Annotated in this window: 15 protein-coding genes; 6 read left to right on the top strand and 9 right to left on the bottom strand. The window is 66.5% G+C overall.

All coding sequences use genetic code 11. The features are described 5' to 3' along the window. The first annotated feature begins 74 nt into the window (after positions 1 to 74). The 4 genes from iolC to ACYU98_RS04365 are packed head-to-tail and all read left to right on the top strand — an operon-like array spanning position 75 to position 4,265. Complete coding sequence (gene iolC, locus ACYU98_RS04380) at positions 75 to 1,007, top strand: 5-dehydro-2-deoxygluconokinase (protein ID WP_460466971.1); 933 nt, start codon at positions 75 to 77, stop codon at positions 1,005 to 1,007. Beyond that, positions 1,004 to 1,885 carry a Cgl0159 family (beta/alpha)8-fold protein gene (locus tag ACYU98_RS04375; RefSeq protein WP_460466970.1) on the top strand — a complete coding sequence of 294 codons (882 nt, stop codon included), beginning with the start codon at positions 1,004 to 1,006 and terminating at the stop codon, positions 1,883 to 1,885. The genes iolC and ACYU98_RS04375 overlap by 4 nt, the downstream gene beginning before the upstream one ends. Continuing rightward, positions 1,879 to 2,775, top strand: coding sequence for a 5-deoxy-glucuronate isomerase (gene iolB, locus ACYU98_RS04370; RefSeq protein ID WP_460467409.1), 897 nt, complete (start codon positions 1,879 to 1,881; stop codon positions 2,773 to 2,775). Before ACYU98_RS04375 ends, iolB begins: the two co-directional genes overlap by 7 nt. After that, a complete protein-coding gene (locus ACYU98_RS04365) occupies positions 2,772 to 4,265 on the top strand; it encodes a CoA-acylating methylmalonate-semialdehyde dehydrogenase (RefSeq protein ID WP_460466969.1) in 1,494 nt (497 codons plus the stop codon). The genes iolB and ACYU98_RS04365 overlap by 4 nt, the downstream gene beginning before the upstream one ends. Before the next feature lie 98 nt (positions 4,266 to 4,363). Here ACYU98_RS04365 and ACYU98_RS04360 read toward each other — a convergent pair whose 3' ends face one another. Then, positions 4,364 to 5,371, bottom strand: a complete 1,008-nt coding sequence (locus tag ACYU98_RS04360; protein ID WP_460466968.1) for a P1 family peptidase — start codon at positions 5,369 to 5,371, stop codon at positions 4,364 to 4,366. Positions 5,372 to 5,417: 46 nt separating this feature from the next. Here ACYU98_RS04360 and ACYU98_RS04355 point away from each other — a divergent pair, with 46 nt between their 5' ends. Continuing rightward, the gene (locus ACYU98_RS04355) at positions 5,418 to 6,314 is read left to right on the top strand and encodes a GNAT family N-acetyltransferase (protein ID WP_460466967.1); all 897 of its coding nucleotides are present in this window, start codon (positions 5,418 to 5,420) and stop codon (positions 6,312 to 6,314) included. Here the strand turns inward: ACYU98_RS04355 and ACYU98_RS04350 are convergent. The 3 genes from ACYU98_RS04350 to ACYU98_RS04340 are packed head-to-tail and all read right to left on the bottom strand — an operon-like array spanning position 6,311 to position 8,958. Then, a complete protein-coding gene (locus ACYU98_RS04350) occupies positions 6,311 to 6,745 on the bottom strand; it encodes an SRPBCC family protein (protein WP_460466966.1) in 435 nt (144 codons plus the stop codon). The two genes, ACYU98_RS04355 and ACYU98_RS04350, sit on opposite strands and share 4 nt — an antisense overlap. A 51-nt stretch (positions 6,746 to 6,796) precedes the next feature. Beyond that, the gene (locus ACYU98_RS04345) at positions 6,797 to 8,308 is read right to left on the bottom strand and encodes a WS/DGAT domain-containing protein (RefSeq protein WP_460466965.1); all 1,512 of its coding nucleotides are present in this window, start codon (positions 8,306 to 8,308) and stop codon (positions 6,797 to 6,799) included. 38 nt (positions 8,309 to 8,346) lie between these two features. Continuing rightward, entirely contained in the window at positions 8,347 to 8,958 is a 612-nt protein-coding gene (locus tag ACYU98_RS04340) for a YczE/YyaS/YitT family protein (RefSeq protein WP_460466964.1), read from the bottom strand. 136 nt (positions 8,959 to 9,094) lie between these two features. Here ACYU98_RS04340 and ACYU98_RS04335 point away from each other — a divergent pair, with 136 nt between their 5' ends. Continuing rightward, positions 9,095 to 10,426: an MFS transporter gene (locus tag ACYU98_RS04335; RefSeq protein WP_460466963.1), complete on the top strand. Its 1,332-nt coding sequence runs from the start codon at positions 9,095 to 9,097 to the stop codon at positions 10,424 to 10,426. On the opposite strand, the gene ppc is transcribed toward ACYU98_RS04335, so the two are convergent. The 5 genes from ppc to ACYU98_RS04310 form a co-directional block, all read right to left on the bottom strand. Beyond that, complete coding sequence (ppc, locus tag ACYU98_RS04330; protein ID WP_460466962.1) at positions 10,427 to 13,213, bottom strand: phosphoenolpyruvate carboxylase; 2,787 nt, start codon at positions 13,211 to 13,213, stop codon at positions 10,427 to 10,429. Positions 13,214 to 13,296: 83 nt separating this feature from the next. Further along, positions 13,297 to 13,971 (bottom strand): hypothetical protein, encoded by a 675-nt coding sequence (locus ACYU98_RS04325; RefSeq protein WP_460466961.1) that lies wholly within the window; start codon positions 13,969 to 13,971, stop codon positions 13,297 to 13,299. Between the two features lie 315 nt (positions 13,972 to 14,286). Next, a complete protein-coding gene (locus ACYU98_RS04320) occupies positions 14,287 to 15,063 on the bottom strand; it encodes a hypothetical protein (protein ID WP_460466960.1) in 777 nt (258 codons plus the stop codon). Between the two features lie 40 nt (positions 15,064 to 15,103). Beyond that, entirely contained in the window at positions 15,104 to 15,847 is a 744-nt protein-coding gene (locus tag ACYU98_RS04315; protein ID WP_460466959.1) for a dienelactone hydrolase family protein, read from the bottom strand. A gap of 74 nt (positions 15,848 to 15,921) precedes the next feature. After that, a complete protein-coding gene (locus tag ACYU98_RS04310) occupies positions 15,922 to 16,677 on the bottom strand; it encodes a helical backbone metal receptor (RefSeq protein WP_460466958.1) in 756 nt (251 codons plus the stop codon). Positions 16,678 to 16,720: the final 43 nt, after the last annotated feature.

Below are 16,720 nucleotides of genomic sequence, written 5' to 3'. Positions count from 1 at the left end.
GCGATCATAGACAGCCGAACCGATACCGAAGTCAATATGTCGTTACATTTTGATTCCGAGAGTGGAGGTGACCAATGAGTGCGTACGACCTGATCGCGATCGGCCGCCTTGGCGTCGATCTCTACCCCCTGACCAGCGGCGTTGGGCTTGAGGACGTGCCGACCTTCGGCAAGTTCCTGGGCGGTAGCGCCGCCAATGTGGCGGTCGCAGCGGCACGCCACGGGGTTCGTACGGCGTTGATCTCGCGAACGGGCGACGACCCGTTCGGGCGCTACCTGATGCGCGAGTTGGACGGTTTCGGGGTTTCGCCGCAGTGGGTGACAGCCAACGCCGACCTGAAAACCCCGATCACCTTCTGCGAGATCTTTCCGCCTGACAACTTCCCTCTCTACTTCTACCGGGAGCCGATCGCACCCGACCTGACGCTGACCCCGGACCTGATCCCGCCCGCCGTGGCCGACGCCCGGGTGTTCTGGTCGACCGTGACCGGACTGTCGCGCGAACCGTCGCGGGCAGCCCACCAGCATGCGTGGTCACTGCGTGGTCGTGCCCCACTGACGATCCTCGACCTGGACTATCGACCCATGTTCTGGCCCGATCCGAGCGAGGCGACTGCGGTCGTGTCGGCTGCCCTCGAGCAGGTCACGGTGGCCGTCGGAAACCGGGAGGAATGCGAGGTCGCCGTCGGCGAAACCGATCCGCATCGCGCCGCTCACGCCTTGCTGGACCGGGGCCTCGACCTGGCCGTGGTGAAACAAGGACCGCGCGGCACCCTCGCGATGACCGCGGACGAGACCGTCGAGGTGCCGCCGGTTCCGGTGGACGTCGTGAACGGCCTCGGCGCGGGCGACGCCTTCGGCGGCGCGCTGGTGCACGGATTGCGCAGCGGCTGGGAGCTGTCTCGCGTCATCCGTTTCGCCAACGCCGCCGGCGCCATCGTCGCCGGTCGACTGGAGTGCTCCTCGGCGATGCCGACCACCAGCGAAGTAACAGAGGTGATGCGATGACGATCAGCGATCAGGATCTGCACGAGCTCACTCGTCGGAGAGCCCGCGATCCACAGGCCGTGAGCGCGGCCTGGGCTGCTCGACGCTCGCGGCCGGTCGGGGAGCGACTGTTGATCGCGGCCGCCGATCATCCGGCCCGCGCGTCGCTCGGGGTGCGTGACCGCTCGTCCGCGATGGCCTCCCGCATCGATCTGTTGCGCCGGCTGGCCGTCGCGCTGGAGAACCCGCGCGTCGACGGGGTGTTGGCCACCGCGGACATCCTCGAAGACCTTCTGCTGCTCGGACTGCTCGACAACAAGCTCGTCATCGGATCGATGAACCGCGGTGGGCTGCAAGGGGCTTCGTTCGAGTTCGATGACCGGTTCACCGGCTACACCGCCGACGCAATCGCCGCTCACGGGCTCGACGGCGGCAAGACGCTGACCCGGATCTGCCTGTCTGAACCGGCCACCGCGGCCACGCTGGAGTCGACCGCCCACGCCATCGATTCGCTCGCGGCCCACCGGAAGCTGGCCATCATCGAACCGTTCTGGTCCGAGATGGGATCCGACGGCCGCGCCCGCAACCTGCTCACGCCTGATGCGGTGATCCGCTCGATAGCCGTTGCTTCGGGATTGGGGTCGACCAGCGCCTACACCTGGCTGAAGGTGCCGGTGGTCGCCGACATGCAGCGGGTCCTCGGCGCGACGACGCTTCCCACGCTCCTACTAGGTGGCGACCCGACGGGAGCGCCGGACGACACCTACGCCTCCTGGGCCGAGGCGCTCACCGCGCCCACCGCGGCCGGGCTGGTGATCGGGCGAGCCCTGCTCTATCCACCCGATGGTGACGTCTCCGCCACGGTCGACATCACCGCCCGATTGGTGCACGGATCATGAACTGGCATAAGCCTGCTGGCACGCTCGCCAACGACGGGTGGGAGGTCGACGTTCGTCCCGGGTCACCCGAGTGGTCACACACCGGGCTCTTGGTAGGCACCCTCCCCGACGGCGAAACCCGCACCGTTGAGACCACCGGATCGGAGTTCGTCGTGGTCCCGCTGGCCGGCCGCGTCGTTGTCTCCTTCGGTGGCGGCAAGGTTGCGTTGGAGCGGCCCGGAACCGTGTTCGACGGACCGGCGGATGTTGCGTACGTCCCCCGGAACTCGACGTTCACCGTCACCGCCGCCGGGCCCGCAAGGGTCGCGCTCTGTCATGCCCCAGCCAGCACAGACCATCCGTTCCAGGTCGTACCCGCGGGCGAGGTGCCGGTGGAGACTCGCGGCGCCGGCAACGCGTCGCGGCAGGTGCACAACTTCGCGACACCGGATGCGATGCGGGCAGATTCGATCATCTGCTGCGAGGTGTTGACTCCTGCCGGGAACTGGTCGTCCTACCCGCCCCACAAGCACGACACCGAGCGGCCGGGTGAAGAGACCCAGCTCGAGGAGATCTACTACTTCGAGGTGCAGTCGCAGGGGCCGTCGGCCGGTGACCCACACGGTTACCAGGTCGTCTACTCCGCCGACGAGCGCCCGATCGACGTCGACACCCAGGTTCGCTCCGGCGATGTGGTGCTGGTTCCGCACGGCTGGCATGGCCCATCCATGGCGCCACCGGGCTACCACCTGTATTACCTCAACGTGATGGCCGGCCCTGGCCCCGAACGCGCCTGGCGCATCGTCGACGACCCGAACCACGCGTGGGTACGAGAGACCTGGGCCTCCCAGAGCGTCGATCCAAGACTGCCGTTTCCGATCAATTCCGTTGCACCAGAAGGAAAGCCATGACCACACGGATCACCCACCTGCTCGGCCACACTCCCTACGAAGGACCGGTCGAGCGGACCAGCGACGTCTTCAACCCGGCGACCGGGGAGGTGACCGGAACCCTCGATCTGGCCTCGGCGGAGATTGTCGACGACGTGGTGCAACATGCCGCTGCAGCCGCCAAAGGATGGAATGTCAGCTCGCTGTCGAAGCGCACCGCTGTGTTGTTCGCGTTCCGGCAGTTGTTGAACGAGAACAAGGAGCGGATCGCGCAGCTCATCACCAGCGAACACGGCAAGGTCACCTCCGACGCCCTCGGTGAGGTCACCCGCGGGCTGGAAGTCGCCGAGTTCGCCTGTGGCATCCCGCAGTTGCTCAAGGGCGGCTATTCGGAGAATGTGTCCACCTCGGTTGATGCATATTCGATCCTGCAGCCGTTGGGTGTCGTCGCGGTGATCTCGCCGTTCAACTTCCCGGCCATGGTGCCTCTCTGGTTCGTTCCGATCGCGATCGCCTGCGGCAACGCCGTGGTGATCAAGCCGTCCGAGAAGGACCCGAGCGCGGTGAATGCGGTGGCTGATCTCTGGCGCGAGGCCGGGCTGCCCGACGGTGTGATGAACGTGGTCCACGGCGACAAGGAAGCCGTCGACGCGCTGCTGGATCACCCGATCGTGAAGGCAGTCTCGTTCGTCGGCTCAACGCCGATCGCGAAGTACGTCTATGAGCGCGGGGTCGCAGCCGGCAAGCGGGTGCAGGCTCTCGGCGGCGCGAAGAACCACATGCTGGTGTTGCCCGACGCCGACCTCAACCTCGCAGCAGATGCGGCGATCAACGCCGGTTTCGGATCGGCCGGCGAGCGCTGCATGGCGATCTCGGTTGTGGTCGCGGTCGACTCGATCGCCGACGGGCTGATCGCCAAGGTGAAGGAGCGGATGGCGTCGCTGAAGACCGGCGACGGATCGACCGCCTGCGACATGGGCCCGGTCGTGACCGCCCAAGCCCGCGACCGGATCACCGACTACATCGCTGCTGGCAAGGCTGCCGGAGCAGACCTGGTGGTCGACGGTCGCGACGGCGAATTCCACGGTGGCGAAAACGGCTTCTTCGTCGGCCCAACGCTCTTCGACAAGGTCACCTCCGACATGTCCATCTACACAGACGAGATCTTCGGCCCGGTCTTGTCGGTCGTACGCGTGCAGTCTTATGACGAGGGCCTCGACCTGATCAACGCCTCCCCCTACGGCAACGGCACCGCGATCTTCACCAACGACGGCGGCGCCGCTCGGCGCTTCCAGCAGGAGGTCGAGGTCGGGATGGTCGGCATCAACGTCCCGATCCCGGTGCCGATGGCCTACTACTCGTTCGGCGGCTGGAAGTCCTCGCTGTTCGGCGACAGCCACGCCCACGGGATGGAGGGCGTGCACTTCTTCACCCGTACGAAGGCCGTCACCTCCCGCTGGCTCGACCCCTCCCATGGCGGCCTGAACCTGGGGTTCCCCCAGAACTCCTGACCACCACTTCGCGCGTCGGCTCACAGATCCGCGCGCCTTATCGACATTTGCGCCTCCTATAGGCCAGGCAGATGTGGACAAGGCGCGCGGATTTGGGGCTAACTCAAATACACCTGCCGGTACGACGGGAACCCACCCGCTGGTTCTGCCGAGAGCAGCGCGTGGCCGATCGCCCGGGTGACGCAGTCGGCAGCCACGGTCAGCAACAGGTGGAAGCCCAGGTCGTCGGGCTCCGGGCGACTCGTGGTGGAGGTCGCGAATACGGTGTCGCCGTCGAACATGGTGTGCACCGGGTTGAGGGCGCGCGCCATCCCGTCGTGTCCGATGCCCGCCAGCTTCTGGCACTGCGCCTTCGTGAGGGTCGCGTCCGTCGAGATCACCGCGAGGGTGGTCGCGGTGCCGGCCGCGGGCGGGCTCGAAAAGTGGTCGCTATAACGACCGAAATCCTTTACTACGGCGGTAGTGGGGGTCGGGAACTCGCCGGGGAGGCCGAATCGGGCCGCATAGAGCTGACCGGTCGTGCGGTCGACCACCGAACCGATCGCGTTCACCACCACCAGCGCGCCAACCGAGGTCCCGTCGTCGAGCACGATCGACGCCGAACCGACGCCGCCTTTGAGGGCGCGCTCGCCCACCTTCGCCCCTGTCCCCGCCCCCACGACACCCATCGCGACCGGCCCTTCCGAGGCGGCCGCGAGCGCCGCTGCGCCGAACGAGGCATCTGGGCGACACAGCGGGTCGCCGCCACGCCCGAGGTCGAAGATCACCGCGGCGGGCACGATCGGGACGGTGACCGTTGCGTCCCCGGCCGGCACCGGCAGCCCGACACCTTCGGCCGCCAACGCCTGCATCACTCCGTCGGCCGCGGCCAGCCCGAATGCCGATCCGCCGGTCAGCACGATGGCGTGGACTCGTTGCACCATGTTGCGCGGGTCGAGCAGGTCGGTCTCACGGGTGCCCGGCCCTCCCCCGCGTACGTCGACGCCGGCCACTGCGCCATCGCCCGGGAAGCGTACGACCGTGGTGCCGGTCAGCCAGCCGTCGCCGCGTTGGTCGTGGTGGCCGACGAGGACGCCGGGAACATCGGTCAGGGTGTTGGAGCGCATGGAAATATCGTGGCGCACCCGCGGTCCGCACGCGCATGATGGGCCAATGAACCTGCCCACCGGATTGAGCCAACGCGCATTGGGTGACGGCGACCTCGACGCGACGTTCGAGGTCTACGCCGCAGCCGAATTGGCTGACTGCGGCAAACTCTCCCTCGAGGCCGAGGACATCGAAAGTGATTGGGCCAGAAGCAGTTTCGATCTGGCAACACAGAGCGTCGGGGTTTTCGCTGGCGAGGTTTTGATCGCTGCGGCCGAGGTTTTTCTCGGTCGCCGGGCTGACGCCGCTGTGCACCCGGACCATCAGGGATTGGGCATCGGGACGGCGCTCGCGCAGTGGACCGAAGAGGTCGCGCGCCGCGACGGCGACGGCTTGGTTGGGCAAACCCGGTTCGCCGGATGCGCCGGCGACACCCTGCTGCGCGGCCGCGGCTACGAACCGAAGTGGACGTCTTGGGTGCTGGAACTGCCGCCGGAGAGCCCGATCGCCACGACCGCCTTACCTCCCGGCCACACGATTCGCGCCTTCACATCGGGCGACGAACGGGTGGCGTACGAACTCATCGAGAATGCGTTCAACGAGTGGCCCGACCGCTCCCCGCAGTCCTACGACGACTGGTACCCCCGGATGCTCGGTCGGCGCGGTTTCGAGCCGTGGCAGATTCAGCTCGCTGTCGATCCTGAGGGAACACCGGTCGGCGTGGCCTGCACGATCCTGGACGCACAGGGCGAGGCCTACATCGACCAACTAGCGGTGCGCCGCGATCAGCGCGGAAAGGGCTTGGCGCGAGCTCTCATGGCCGAAGCGTTCCGAACTGGTCGCGAACGTGGGGCGCAGCGGTTCGGACTGTCGACCGACAGCCGTACGGGCGCCCTCCCGCTCTATCAGAAGGTCGGGATGCAGGTCACCGACACGTGGACCCACCTGGCCCGTGAGGTCTAGGCCTGGCAGGTCTTCTGTAGCGCGGCCAAAACACCCTTGACCTGGCCCTCGATGATCTTCTTCTGCAGGAAGCCGGGAACCGGGATGTTCGCGTCGAGCTCCAGGAAAAGGGTCGCCTCGGTCGAGCCGCCCTTGTCGACCAGCGTCCACTCGCCGCGCTGACCCTTCTGCATCGAGGTCGGCTTCGAAAGCGACCAGGTCATGCCGTCGTCGCGCTGGACGAAGTCGAGTTCGAACTCGTCCTTGCCGATCTTGGCCACCTCGTTAACCAGCTTGCCGCGCGTCGGCCGGCCCTGGTCGTCGCTGGTCAGCGTGGTCGCCGACAGCATTCCCGGCCACCAGGTCGGCTCGTTTTCGAGATCCCGGATGACCTCGAGGACGCGCTCGAACGGGGCGTTGATCGTCGTGCTCTTGGTGATGGCAACGGCCATGATTCTTTGTCCTTGTCGTCGATGAATGTCAACTGAATTCGAATGGATGCACTAGGCGAACTGTTGCTCCAACAGGTCGACCAAGCGGTCTGCGTCGGGGATGAGGGTGCGATCGGAACCGATGCCGATATAGACCTGGCCGGCGTAGCTGTAGATCGCGATGGTCAACGCCTGGTTGCCGGACGCCGGGGCCCAACCGAGCATGGCGTCGACCAACACCCCGGCGAAGGTCACCGGTTCGCGCGGGCCCGGAACGTTGGTCAACACGCCCAGCGTGAGGTTGGCGAAGTAGTTCGTAAGAGCAACGCTGACCCGCTCCGGCGACTGGGCCACCACCCGCTGGGCGGTGAAGGTCAGCAGCGTTTCCTGCGAGTTCTTGATCCGGTCGGTGCGCCGGTGGACCTCACGCAACCGCTCGACCGGATCAGCTATCGCGACCGGGAGCGAGAGCTTGACGAGGGCGAAGTGGTTGCCCAGCGTCTTGGGCATCCCCTCGCCGTAGGGCAGGACACTCACCGGCATCAACCAGCCGATGTCGTGGGGCTCCTCGCCATGTTCGATCAGATAACTGCGCAGCGCCCCGGCGACGGCGCCCAGCACCACATCGTTGACCGTCATGCCCGCCGCGCGGCCGATCCGTTTGATCTCCTCCAACGGCAACGGCGACGACCACACCGCGTCCTTGGGCACCCCAGGAGTGCCGGCCCACACCTGCGGCGCCGATCGATCAGCGAACATGCTCACGGTTTCGGTGACCGTGTTGAAAGTCTGCGTTCCGCCTGGGGCCTGCCCGGCGACGTACGACGCAATTTCGAGCGACTTCGCGCCTGGCGAGGCGATCAGTCCAGTCGCTTCATTGGCTGCTGCCGACAACAGACCAAACGTGCTCGTGACCGCTCGACCTGGTGCACCGAGCGGGTCGCGCACCTCGCGGATCACGTTCTCCCCCACCCGCGACAGCGATCGGCGGCCAGCCCGCAGCGTCGAGGCCACCGGCTTGAGACGACCCTTCGCCTCATGCCCACGCCCGACATTCGCCCCGATGGTGTGGGCGGCACTCCGCTCTGCGGGGTCGCACAAACCGAGAGCCAGTTCGGTCATCCGAATCCCGTCGGCGATCGCGTGATGGACCCGCAGGATGAAGACGGCGCCGAGCTGCCCATCGGGGCGGCGTACGTCGGGGATCAGGACGGCGCTCCACAACGGGTGGGCGCGGTCAAACGGCTTGCTGCGCTGAGCGCTCAGATACCGCCGTACGCGCTCTTCATCGACTTCGCCCGTGAGCCGCACCCGGCGCACGTGGCGCGAGAGGCGGAAGTCCGGATCGCGAACCCAGAATGACCTGCCCTTGATCGTTTCGGGGTGGCAGCGGAAGACGGGATAAGCCTCGATCAACCGCTGCGCAACGGTCCCCCGGACCACCTTCCAGTCGGGTTCTTGCTGCAACCAGACCAGGGAGTCGATCACCATCAGGTTGTTGGGCCGGTCCATGTTGAGCCACAGCTCGTCTTGAACTTGGAGGGGAAGGGGAGCGAAGTCTTCGGGCAGAGCGGCGGTGGGCACGGATCGGAAGTTACCAGCCCGTAGGGAAGGGCGGGTCGCTACCCGACGGGTGTGTCCACCGGGTGAGCCACCGCCTCTGCCGCGGTGCCCAGCAACGGCATCAACCGGTCGATCGACCACCCGATGCCGGCCGCCAAGATGATCGTCCCGACACCCACCGTCGCGCCGCAAAGCCAGCCGATCAACACACACAGACCCTGGAAGATCGTGTAGCTCCAGCGGAACGGCAACGGCGGGTCGAAGGCGAGGGCCGCGGCTTCGGTCGGTCCCGCTCCGAGATCGGTGGCGAGATATGCCGCCACTCCGATGCACAGCACGACGTAGCCAGCGGCGAACAGACCCAAGCGGATGAGGAAGTTATCGACGTCCGGCATCACCTTGAGCAGCAGGCTGACCGACAGACCCACGACGACCAACTGGCAGATGGTGCCCGGCCCAGGTTTCTGACCGCGGCTCCACGCGAGCGCCACCAACACCGCCGCTGCGACCCAACTGATGATCGCGAAATCGAGACCGATCGCGTCGGTCAGTCCACTCATCAGGGTCGAATACCCGTCGGAGCCGAACTTCGCGGTCAGCAGCAACGCCACACCGAAACCGAGCACGATGCAACCCAGCGGGAGCTGGATCGTCCTGCGCAGCAAGGACATCGCGGCGGCCTTCCGTCCGTTGGGGATCGCCTTGATTCTGTCCGGTCCCGATTGGGGTGGACGCGCAGGCCCCACGAACCCATCGGTAGGCGATAGAAACGACGTCTTGTCACCCACCAGATCAGGAGCCCTCCGAATGACCGCCTCGGTCCTGGACACGAGCCGCCCGGAGAACACCGGCCGCGCCATCGCCAACACGATCAAGGGATCGCTCGGCAATCTCGTTGAGTGGTACGACGTCTACACCTACACCGTCTTTGTCAGCTACTTCGAGGACAAGTTCTTCGACCCGGCCGACAAGAACTCCACGCTTTACGCCTATGCGATCTTCGCCGTCACTTTCTTGGCCCGCCCGCTCGGGTCGTGGTGGTTCGGTCGGTACGCCGACCGGCACGGCCGGCGTACGGCGCTCACGTTGTCGGTGTCGATCATGGCGGCCGGCTCCTTGTTGATCGCGATCATGCCGACGCGGGGCAGCATCGGGGTCTGGGCGGCGATTGGGCTCACCGTGATCCGGTTGATCCAGGGATTCGCCACCGGTGGTGAATACGGCACGTCGGCGACTTACATGTCCGAGGCGGCTACCCGCGGACGACGCGGCTTCTTCTCCAGCTTCCAATACGTCACGCTGGTCGGCGGGCAAGTCCTGGCCCAGTTGGTGCTGCTGATCATGCAGTCCACGATCGGGAAGTCCGCGATCGGCGACTACGGCTGGCGGATCGCGTTCGGGATCGGGGCGGTCGCCGCGGTGATCGTCTTCTGGCTGCGGACGACGATGGACGAGTCGCTCTCGAAAGAACACCTCGAGGCCGTCTCCCAGGGCCAGGACTCCGACTCCGGCTCAATGCGCGAGCTGCTGACCAAGCACCTGTGGCCGCTGATCCTGGTCTTCCTGATCACCGCCGGTGGGACGCTCGCGTTCTACGTCTACAGCGTCAACTCACCCGGCGTCGTGAAGAAGGCGTACGACGGTTCGACCGGCACCTGGATCAACCTGCTCGCCTTGGTCGTGTTGATGATCATGCAGCCGATCGGTGGGATGATCAGCGACCGGATCGGCCGCAAACCGATGCTGATCTTCTTCGGAGTCGGCGGCGTGATTTACACGTATTTCCTTGTCACCTATTTGCCCAAGCAGCATTCGGAGTACCTGTCGTTCCTGATGCTGGTGATCGGGTTCATCATCCTGACCGGATACACCTCGATCAACGCGATCGTGAAGGCCGAGCTGTTCCCGGCCCACATCCGAGCCCTCGGGGTCGGGCTGGGCTACGGCCTGGCCAACTCGGTCTTCGGCGGAACCGCGCCGCTGATCTACCAGGCGATGAAGGCCCACCACCGCACCGCGTTCATCGTCTACGCGACCTTCGTCATCGCGGTCTCACTGGTGGTCTACATCGTGTTCCTGAAGAACAAGGCGCAGACCCACCTGGACCGCGAGCAGGGTCACGCGTTCGAGGTGGGTTGATCAGCCCGAGTTGCGCAGAGCCGTCGCCAGACCGTTCATCGTCAGCAGGATGCCGCGACGCACCTGCTCGTCCTCGTCGCCGCCGCGGTATCGCTTGAGCAACTCGACCTGCAGATGGTTCAACGGCTCCAAGTAGGGGAAGCGGTTGAAGACGGAGCGCTTGAGCGCGTCGTTGTCCCACAGCAGGTCGGCGTGGCCGGTGATCGCTTCGTACATCCGCAGGGTGCGGGCGTGTTCGTCCGCGATCTTGTCGAACACCCGGCGGCGCAGGGCCTCGTCCTCGACGAGGCCGGCATAGCGCTCGGCGATTTCCAGATCGGACTTCGCCATGACCTGCGCGAGGTTCGACACGACGCTGCGGAAGAACGGCCAGTCGCGGTAATAGCGGCGCAGCTTGGCCAGCTTCTCCTCGTCACCGGCGACCCATGTTTCGATCGCCGATCCGACGCCGTACCAACCCGGCAGCATGACCCGCGACAGCGACCAGCTCATCACCCACGGGATCGCCCGCAGGTCCGAGATCGCCTCCGTCGGCTTGCGCGAGGCCGGGCGGGAACCGATGTTCAGCGCGCCGATTTCGGCCACCGGAGTCGCGGTCTTGAAGTATTCGACGAAGCCGTCGGTGCGGTGCACCAGGTCGCCGTACGCATCCCGCGCCAGCGCCGCCAACTCGTCCAGATCGGTGTAGGCGCGTTCGGTGTCGTCGAGTCCCTCGATGTCCAGCAACGAGGATTCGAGCGTCGCGGCGACGATCGCCTCGAGGTTGCGGGCGGCCAGGGCGGGCTCGGCGTATTTGGCCGCGATGATCTCGCCCTGCTCGGTCAGTCGCAACGAACCGCGTACGGCGCCCGGGGGCTGGGCGAGGATCGCGTCGTAGCTCGGACCGCCACCACGACCGACGGTGCCACCGCGACCATGGAACAGCCGCAGTCGGATGTCGAACTCCTGGGCGACCTCGACCAGGTCGAGCTCGGCGCGGTAGAGCGCCCAGTTCGCAGCGAGGTAGCCGCCGTCCTTGTTCGAGTCGCTGTAGCCGAGCATCACCTCTTGCAGGCCGTCCTTGGAGTCGACCAGGGCGCGGTAGGCCGGCAATGCCAGCGCCGCGCGCATCGTCGCCGCGGACACCTGCAGGTCCTCGATCGTCTCGAACAGCGGCACGATGTTGACGCTGCAGCGCGCGCCGTCGCCCTCGCCCGGGTCGTAGAGACCGGCCTCCTTGAGCATCACCGCGGCCTCGAGGATGTCCGAGACCGAGGTGCACATCGAGATGACGTAGTTCGGGATGGCCTCGATGCCGTAGGCATGGACGGAGTCCGCGGCCGCGGCCACGATCGCCAGTTCGCTGGTGGTCTGATCGGAGAACTGAGCGCCGCGGCCGACCAGTGGCCGACGCGAACCGAGCTCCTTGACCAGCAGATCGACCTTGGCGTCCTCGTCAAGTGACGCGTAGTCGGGGTGAACCCCGGCCCACTTGAACAGCTCGGTGATGGTTTCCTCGTGCACGTCGGAGTTCTGCCGCAGGTCCAGGCCGTAGAGGTTGAATCCGAAGGTGCGCACGGCTCCGCGCAGGCGCAGCAGTGCGTCGTCCGCGAGCAGATCGTCGCGGCCGGTGCGCAACGACTCATCGATGAGGTTGAGGTCGGCCAGCAGTTCGTCGGCGGTGACGTATGCCGTCGCCGCGGGCACGTCCACGGCGCCCTCGGCCGGGCGACCGAAGAAACCTTCGTACGTCTGCTGGAGCCGGCCGCGGATCCAGCGCAGCGCCTGGCGGTAGGGCTCGTCGTCGCGCTCATCGTGGCCGTTGCGCTCGGCCAACTCCCGGATCGCCGGCGTCGTGGCGGTGAGGCGCACCGAGAGCGAGAGGCTGATTTCGAGGGCGGCCAGCTCGCGCAGGTAGTGGCCGATGGCGCGCTCGGCGGCGCTGCGGGAAGCGGCGGAGACGACCTTCGAGGTGACATTCGGGTTGCCGTCACGGTCACCGCCAATCCACGAACCAGCCCGCAGCATCGGCTCCTGAAGCAGGTTCGCGCCCGGGTAGAGCTCGTTCAACTCGCGGCGCACCCGAGCGTTGATCCGGGGCAACACCTCGAACAACGAGGCATCGAAGAACCGCAGACCGACCTCGATCTCGTCCTCGATCTGCACCCGCTTGAGCCGGATGAGCGCGGTCTGCCAGAGCGTGATGATCTGGATCTTGATGTCGCGCAACGCGTCCCGCTCTTCGTCGGGGTTCAGCGACATGCGTTCGCGGGAGCGCATCGTGGCTTTGATCCGCGACTGGGCGTCGAACACCGTACGGCGGCGGGTCTCGGTCGGGTGGGCCGTGATCACGGGGACGACGGTCGCGTTGGCGAGCGCGTCGGCCACCTTGGCCGGGTCGAGGTCGGCTGCGCGCAGCTTGGGGAAGGTGGCAGCCAGCGACCCGTCGATCGGCGCTTCACCCGCGCCGACGTGGAGGGCGCGGCGGCGTTCGCGGTGCAGGTCCTCGGCGAGGTTAGCCAACAGGGCGAACAAGCTGAACGCGCGAATGACGTGGAGGCAGTCAGGAGTCGACAGGTCGTGAAACAGCGAGGCGAACCCGGAGCGATCAACCTCCTGCCGGCGTACGGCGAAGGCTCGGGTGCGCGCTTCCTCGACGAGGTCAAGAACCGGTTGACCCTCTTGCTCGCGGATGACGTCACCGAGCAATCCGCCGAGCAATCGAATGTCATCACGCAGGGGCTCCGTGGCGGCAAGACCCTGGGCGCTGGTCTCGAAGATCATGGGGCCGTGGCTGTCGGCTGTCATGGTGGAGAGTATGGACGCGACTGATCAGTAGATGGACGGAGTGCTCAGTCTGCGGGCGAGAGGTGCGTCACGTTCGGCTGTGGTCAGCCGAGGTTGAGAGGGTCATCCGGCCGGGCCGCCCATTGGTCTGCATAGCGGCGTAGGGCGCGCAGCCGATCTGTGTCGCCCTGCTGGGCGTCGTGCAAGGACGACGCCAGCCGAGCGAGCGCTGCGCTAACGGCAAACGAAGCGTCCTCTTCTGGAGTCGTGCCATCTGAGCCGCGGCTGGTTCGATGCTGAGGTGTCAGGCGGTTGAGGAAGACGTAGGCATCGACGACCGTCCGAATCGCGGCACCGGCCACGACCTGACCAGCCGGCGACAGCTCGGAGAATCGCGCTGCCACCTGACTGACCAACTTGGCGTCCTCATCACGGTTCGCAGCCTGGAGGAACTGGACAGCGAGTTCGCGCACAGACGGCGCCGGCGGCTTGGCTCTCTGTGGAGGAGGTGGCGCGAGGGGCCGGGGTTGCCTGTAGGCCTGCGCGAATTGGACGATCTGCAGGAGTCGCCCCGCGTCGAGGCGAGACAAGGCGCCCATAAAGTCGTGAGCTACCTGTTGCCCAACGGCGGTGGGAAGGTTCTGCCCCATCGTGAAACAGAACTGGCGCAGCGTGGCGTGTGTTCCGATGCTGACCGTCACCATGGTCAGCGGCCGAACTGTCTTGTGGAACTGGCGACGGTGGTTCGGTGCAACCGCCGTAAAGCCGAAGTACGCCACCACGGTGGATGAGAGGTGTTGAGCACCCACCAACGTGGTGAGCGCGTCCGGGGTGAGAACGCGTATTTCCCGGATCTCGGGGCGTGGATTTGATGACATATACAACCTTCAAGGCAAGACCGAAGCATCAGTATGAGCCAAGCCATTCCTCGCCGGGATGGGTTCAGACAGATCGCTCCACGGGCCTCCTCGGCCAGCCGTGGGTGACAACCAAGGGACTGATGGTCCAACCATCACCCATGATCCAGAGGCCAACCACGGTGTCAATGAGCGTCAACGATTAAAGGCTCGGGCTTTGCATAGTGCCGCCCCACTTCACAAGGTGAGGTCGTCCCCCGGCTCTTCCCACTGCCGCGAATACGACCGCAGCGCGCGCAACGCCTGCAGGTCGGTCTCCTGCGCCCCACGCGCGACGGCGCGTAGGTGCGTCATCGCTGCGTCGACGACCTCGGCCGCGTCCTGGTTCGGCGAGCGCCCGTCGCTGCCGACGACCTCCCGCAGGGCGGGAGTCAACCGCTCGAGGTGCTGGTAAACCTCCCGAATCGCGCGGGCCGCCTGACCGGCCGTGGCCTGCTCACGTACGGCGGCAGCATCGAGCTGCTGCGCGAGATGGGCAACCTCATCGGCGTCGACCGAACGATCGTGGGACCGCAACGCTGCCGCCGCGGACAGCAGCTCACTGCGCTCGGCGTCCGGCGTCGTCGCCTTTTCGACCCGCGGCCGACCACCGGTCACGGCGTAGTCGGCGATCTCCAACATCCGCGGAACATCGTTGGTGCGCAAGGCATTCAGATAGTCCGAGGCGACCTGCCGCCCCGCCGCGGACTCGTGGATCATCCGCCGGATGGCCAACGCGCCATCACGCAGCCGGTCCGTCTGTCCCCACCCGGCGTAGACCGTCGGCCCTTGCCCGATCGTCACGATCGAGGCCACCGTGAGATAGCGCCGCTTCACGGCGCGCGCCAGCACCCAATAGGGCCACCGCTTGCGGCTGCCGACCAGGCGCACCCGGATCAGCAGCGTGCCCACGTCAGGCTGGTCGACCGACCAGTCAACGATCGAGGTGGGGCTGACGTACGGGGGGATGCTCATGGCCGCCTTCAGTTTCCGGACGTCGCCATTATCGCCCGCCTCAGATCGGCAGGCGCCGCCGGAGGGCGTCGTGCAGCTGCTCGTACGACCGTTCTGCGCCCGCCTCGTTGTACGAGGAGGTGTCGGCCATCGAATAGCCGTGTGGTGCACCGGGATAGACCTCGTTGGAGTAGGTGACGCCGGCTGCGTCGAGGGCGCGACCGAGCGCGGCCACGGCATCGGGGGCCATCGACGCATCGCCATCGGCATGGCCGTAGACGAACTCGGCCGTGGCCTTGCTCAGATCGGCGTGCGGGCTGTCGGGCGCGTCTGTGACCAGGTGGCCGCCATGGAAAGCACCGGCGACGGCGACGTCGTCGCCGAACCGGGTCGCTGCGTACGTCGCCAGGCGGGCGCCCATGCAATAGCCCGTCACCGCGATCGGGCCGGGGTGGACGCCCTCGATCCGCTGCAGGTCGCGCAGGTAATGGTCGAGGTCGGGGAAGATCATGACAGTGCCCATCTGGGTGCGGTTGCCCAGCGAGCCGAAGAACTCCTCGCGGGCGCCGGGCTCACGCAGGTCGCGCTTCGGGGCCAGATCGGCGGCCCGGCCGGAGCGGTAGAACAGGTTCGGCGCGAGCACGACGTAGCCCCATGAGGCGATCCGGTCACACATCGCCGCGATCTGCGGGCGCAAACCGATGGCGTCGATGAAGAACAGCACCCCCGGCCCATGCCCGGAGGCGGGCCGGGTGAGGTAGGCCTCGGCGGGCGTGTCGACTGCAGGAATCTCGATGAGCTGCATCAGCGCAGGTTACCCCGGAAAATGCGCGCACCCCTGTCGACATCTGCGCGGGCTATCGGACGCCGCAGATGTCGCTAACGTGCGCGAATCTTGACCTGCTCGATGGCTTCGAGCATCGCCGGGCCGTACCACGTGATGAGCCGGCCGCTGATCAGTCGTGTCGGCACTTTGCCGAACGCGTCGGGCCCATCCTGGGTGGTGAACACGTAGGGCTCGTCGGGCAACAGCGCGAGGTCAGCAAGAGCTGGGTCGTCGATGGTTGCGAGGTCGACATGGGGGTAGCGACCCGCCTCCGGCGCGATCACGTCGTAGCCGAGCCGGGCCAGCAGATCCGCGGTGTACGTCGGCCGCCCAACGACCATCCACGGGTCCCGCCAGATCGGGACGACCACCTTCTGGCTGGTGGCCGGCGGCACTTCCGCGAACCCCCGTTCAGCCTCACCCAACCAGTCCGGGTCAACCGCGAACACCTCGGTGAACAACCGGCGCATGGAGGTCAGCGCCTGATCGACCGTCTCGATGTCGGTGACCCAGACCGCAATCCCGTTCTGCCGCAGCCGCTTTACGTCCAGCTCGCGATTCTCTTCCTTGTTCGCAATCACCAGGTCGGGGGCCAGCTCCGCGATCGCGGAGAGGTCTGGATTCTTGGTGCCACGCACCCTGCGTACGGCTAAGTCGCTCGGGCGGGTGCACCAATCGGTGGCACCCACCAACGTCTCGCGGCAGGTCGTCGCGATCGCCTCGGTCAGCGAGGGCACCAGGCTGACCACCCGCTCGACCCGGTCCGGCAGGTCGACTCGGGCGCCAAGGTCGTCGGTCAGGGTGCGCATCGGTTTCACCGTAGCCGCGGTCGTTGCCTACCGTGGGGCGGAC

The organism is Calidifontibacter terrae (assembly GCF_054778835.1).
Note: the sequence above shows the minus strand (reverse complement) of the source record. Positions and strands in the feature narration are given on the sequence as shown.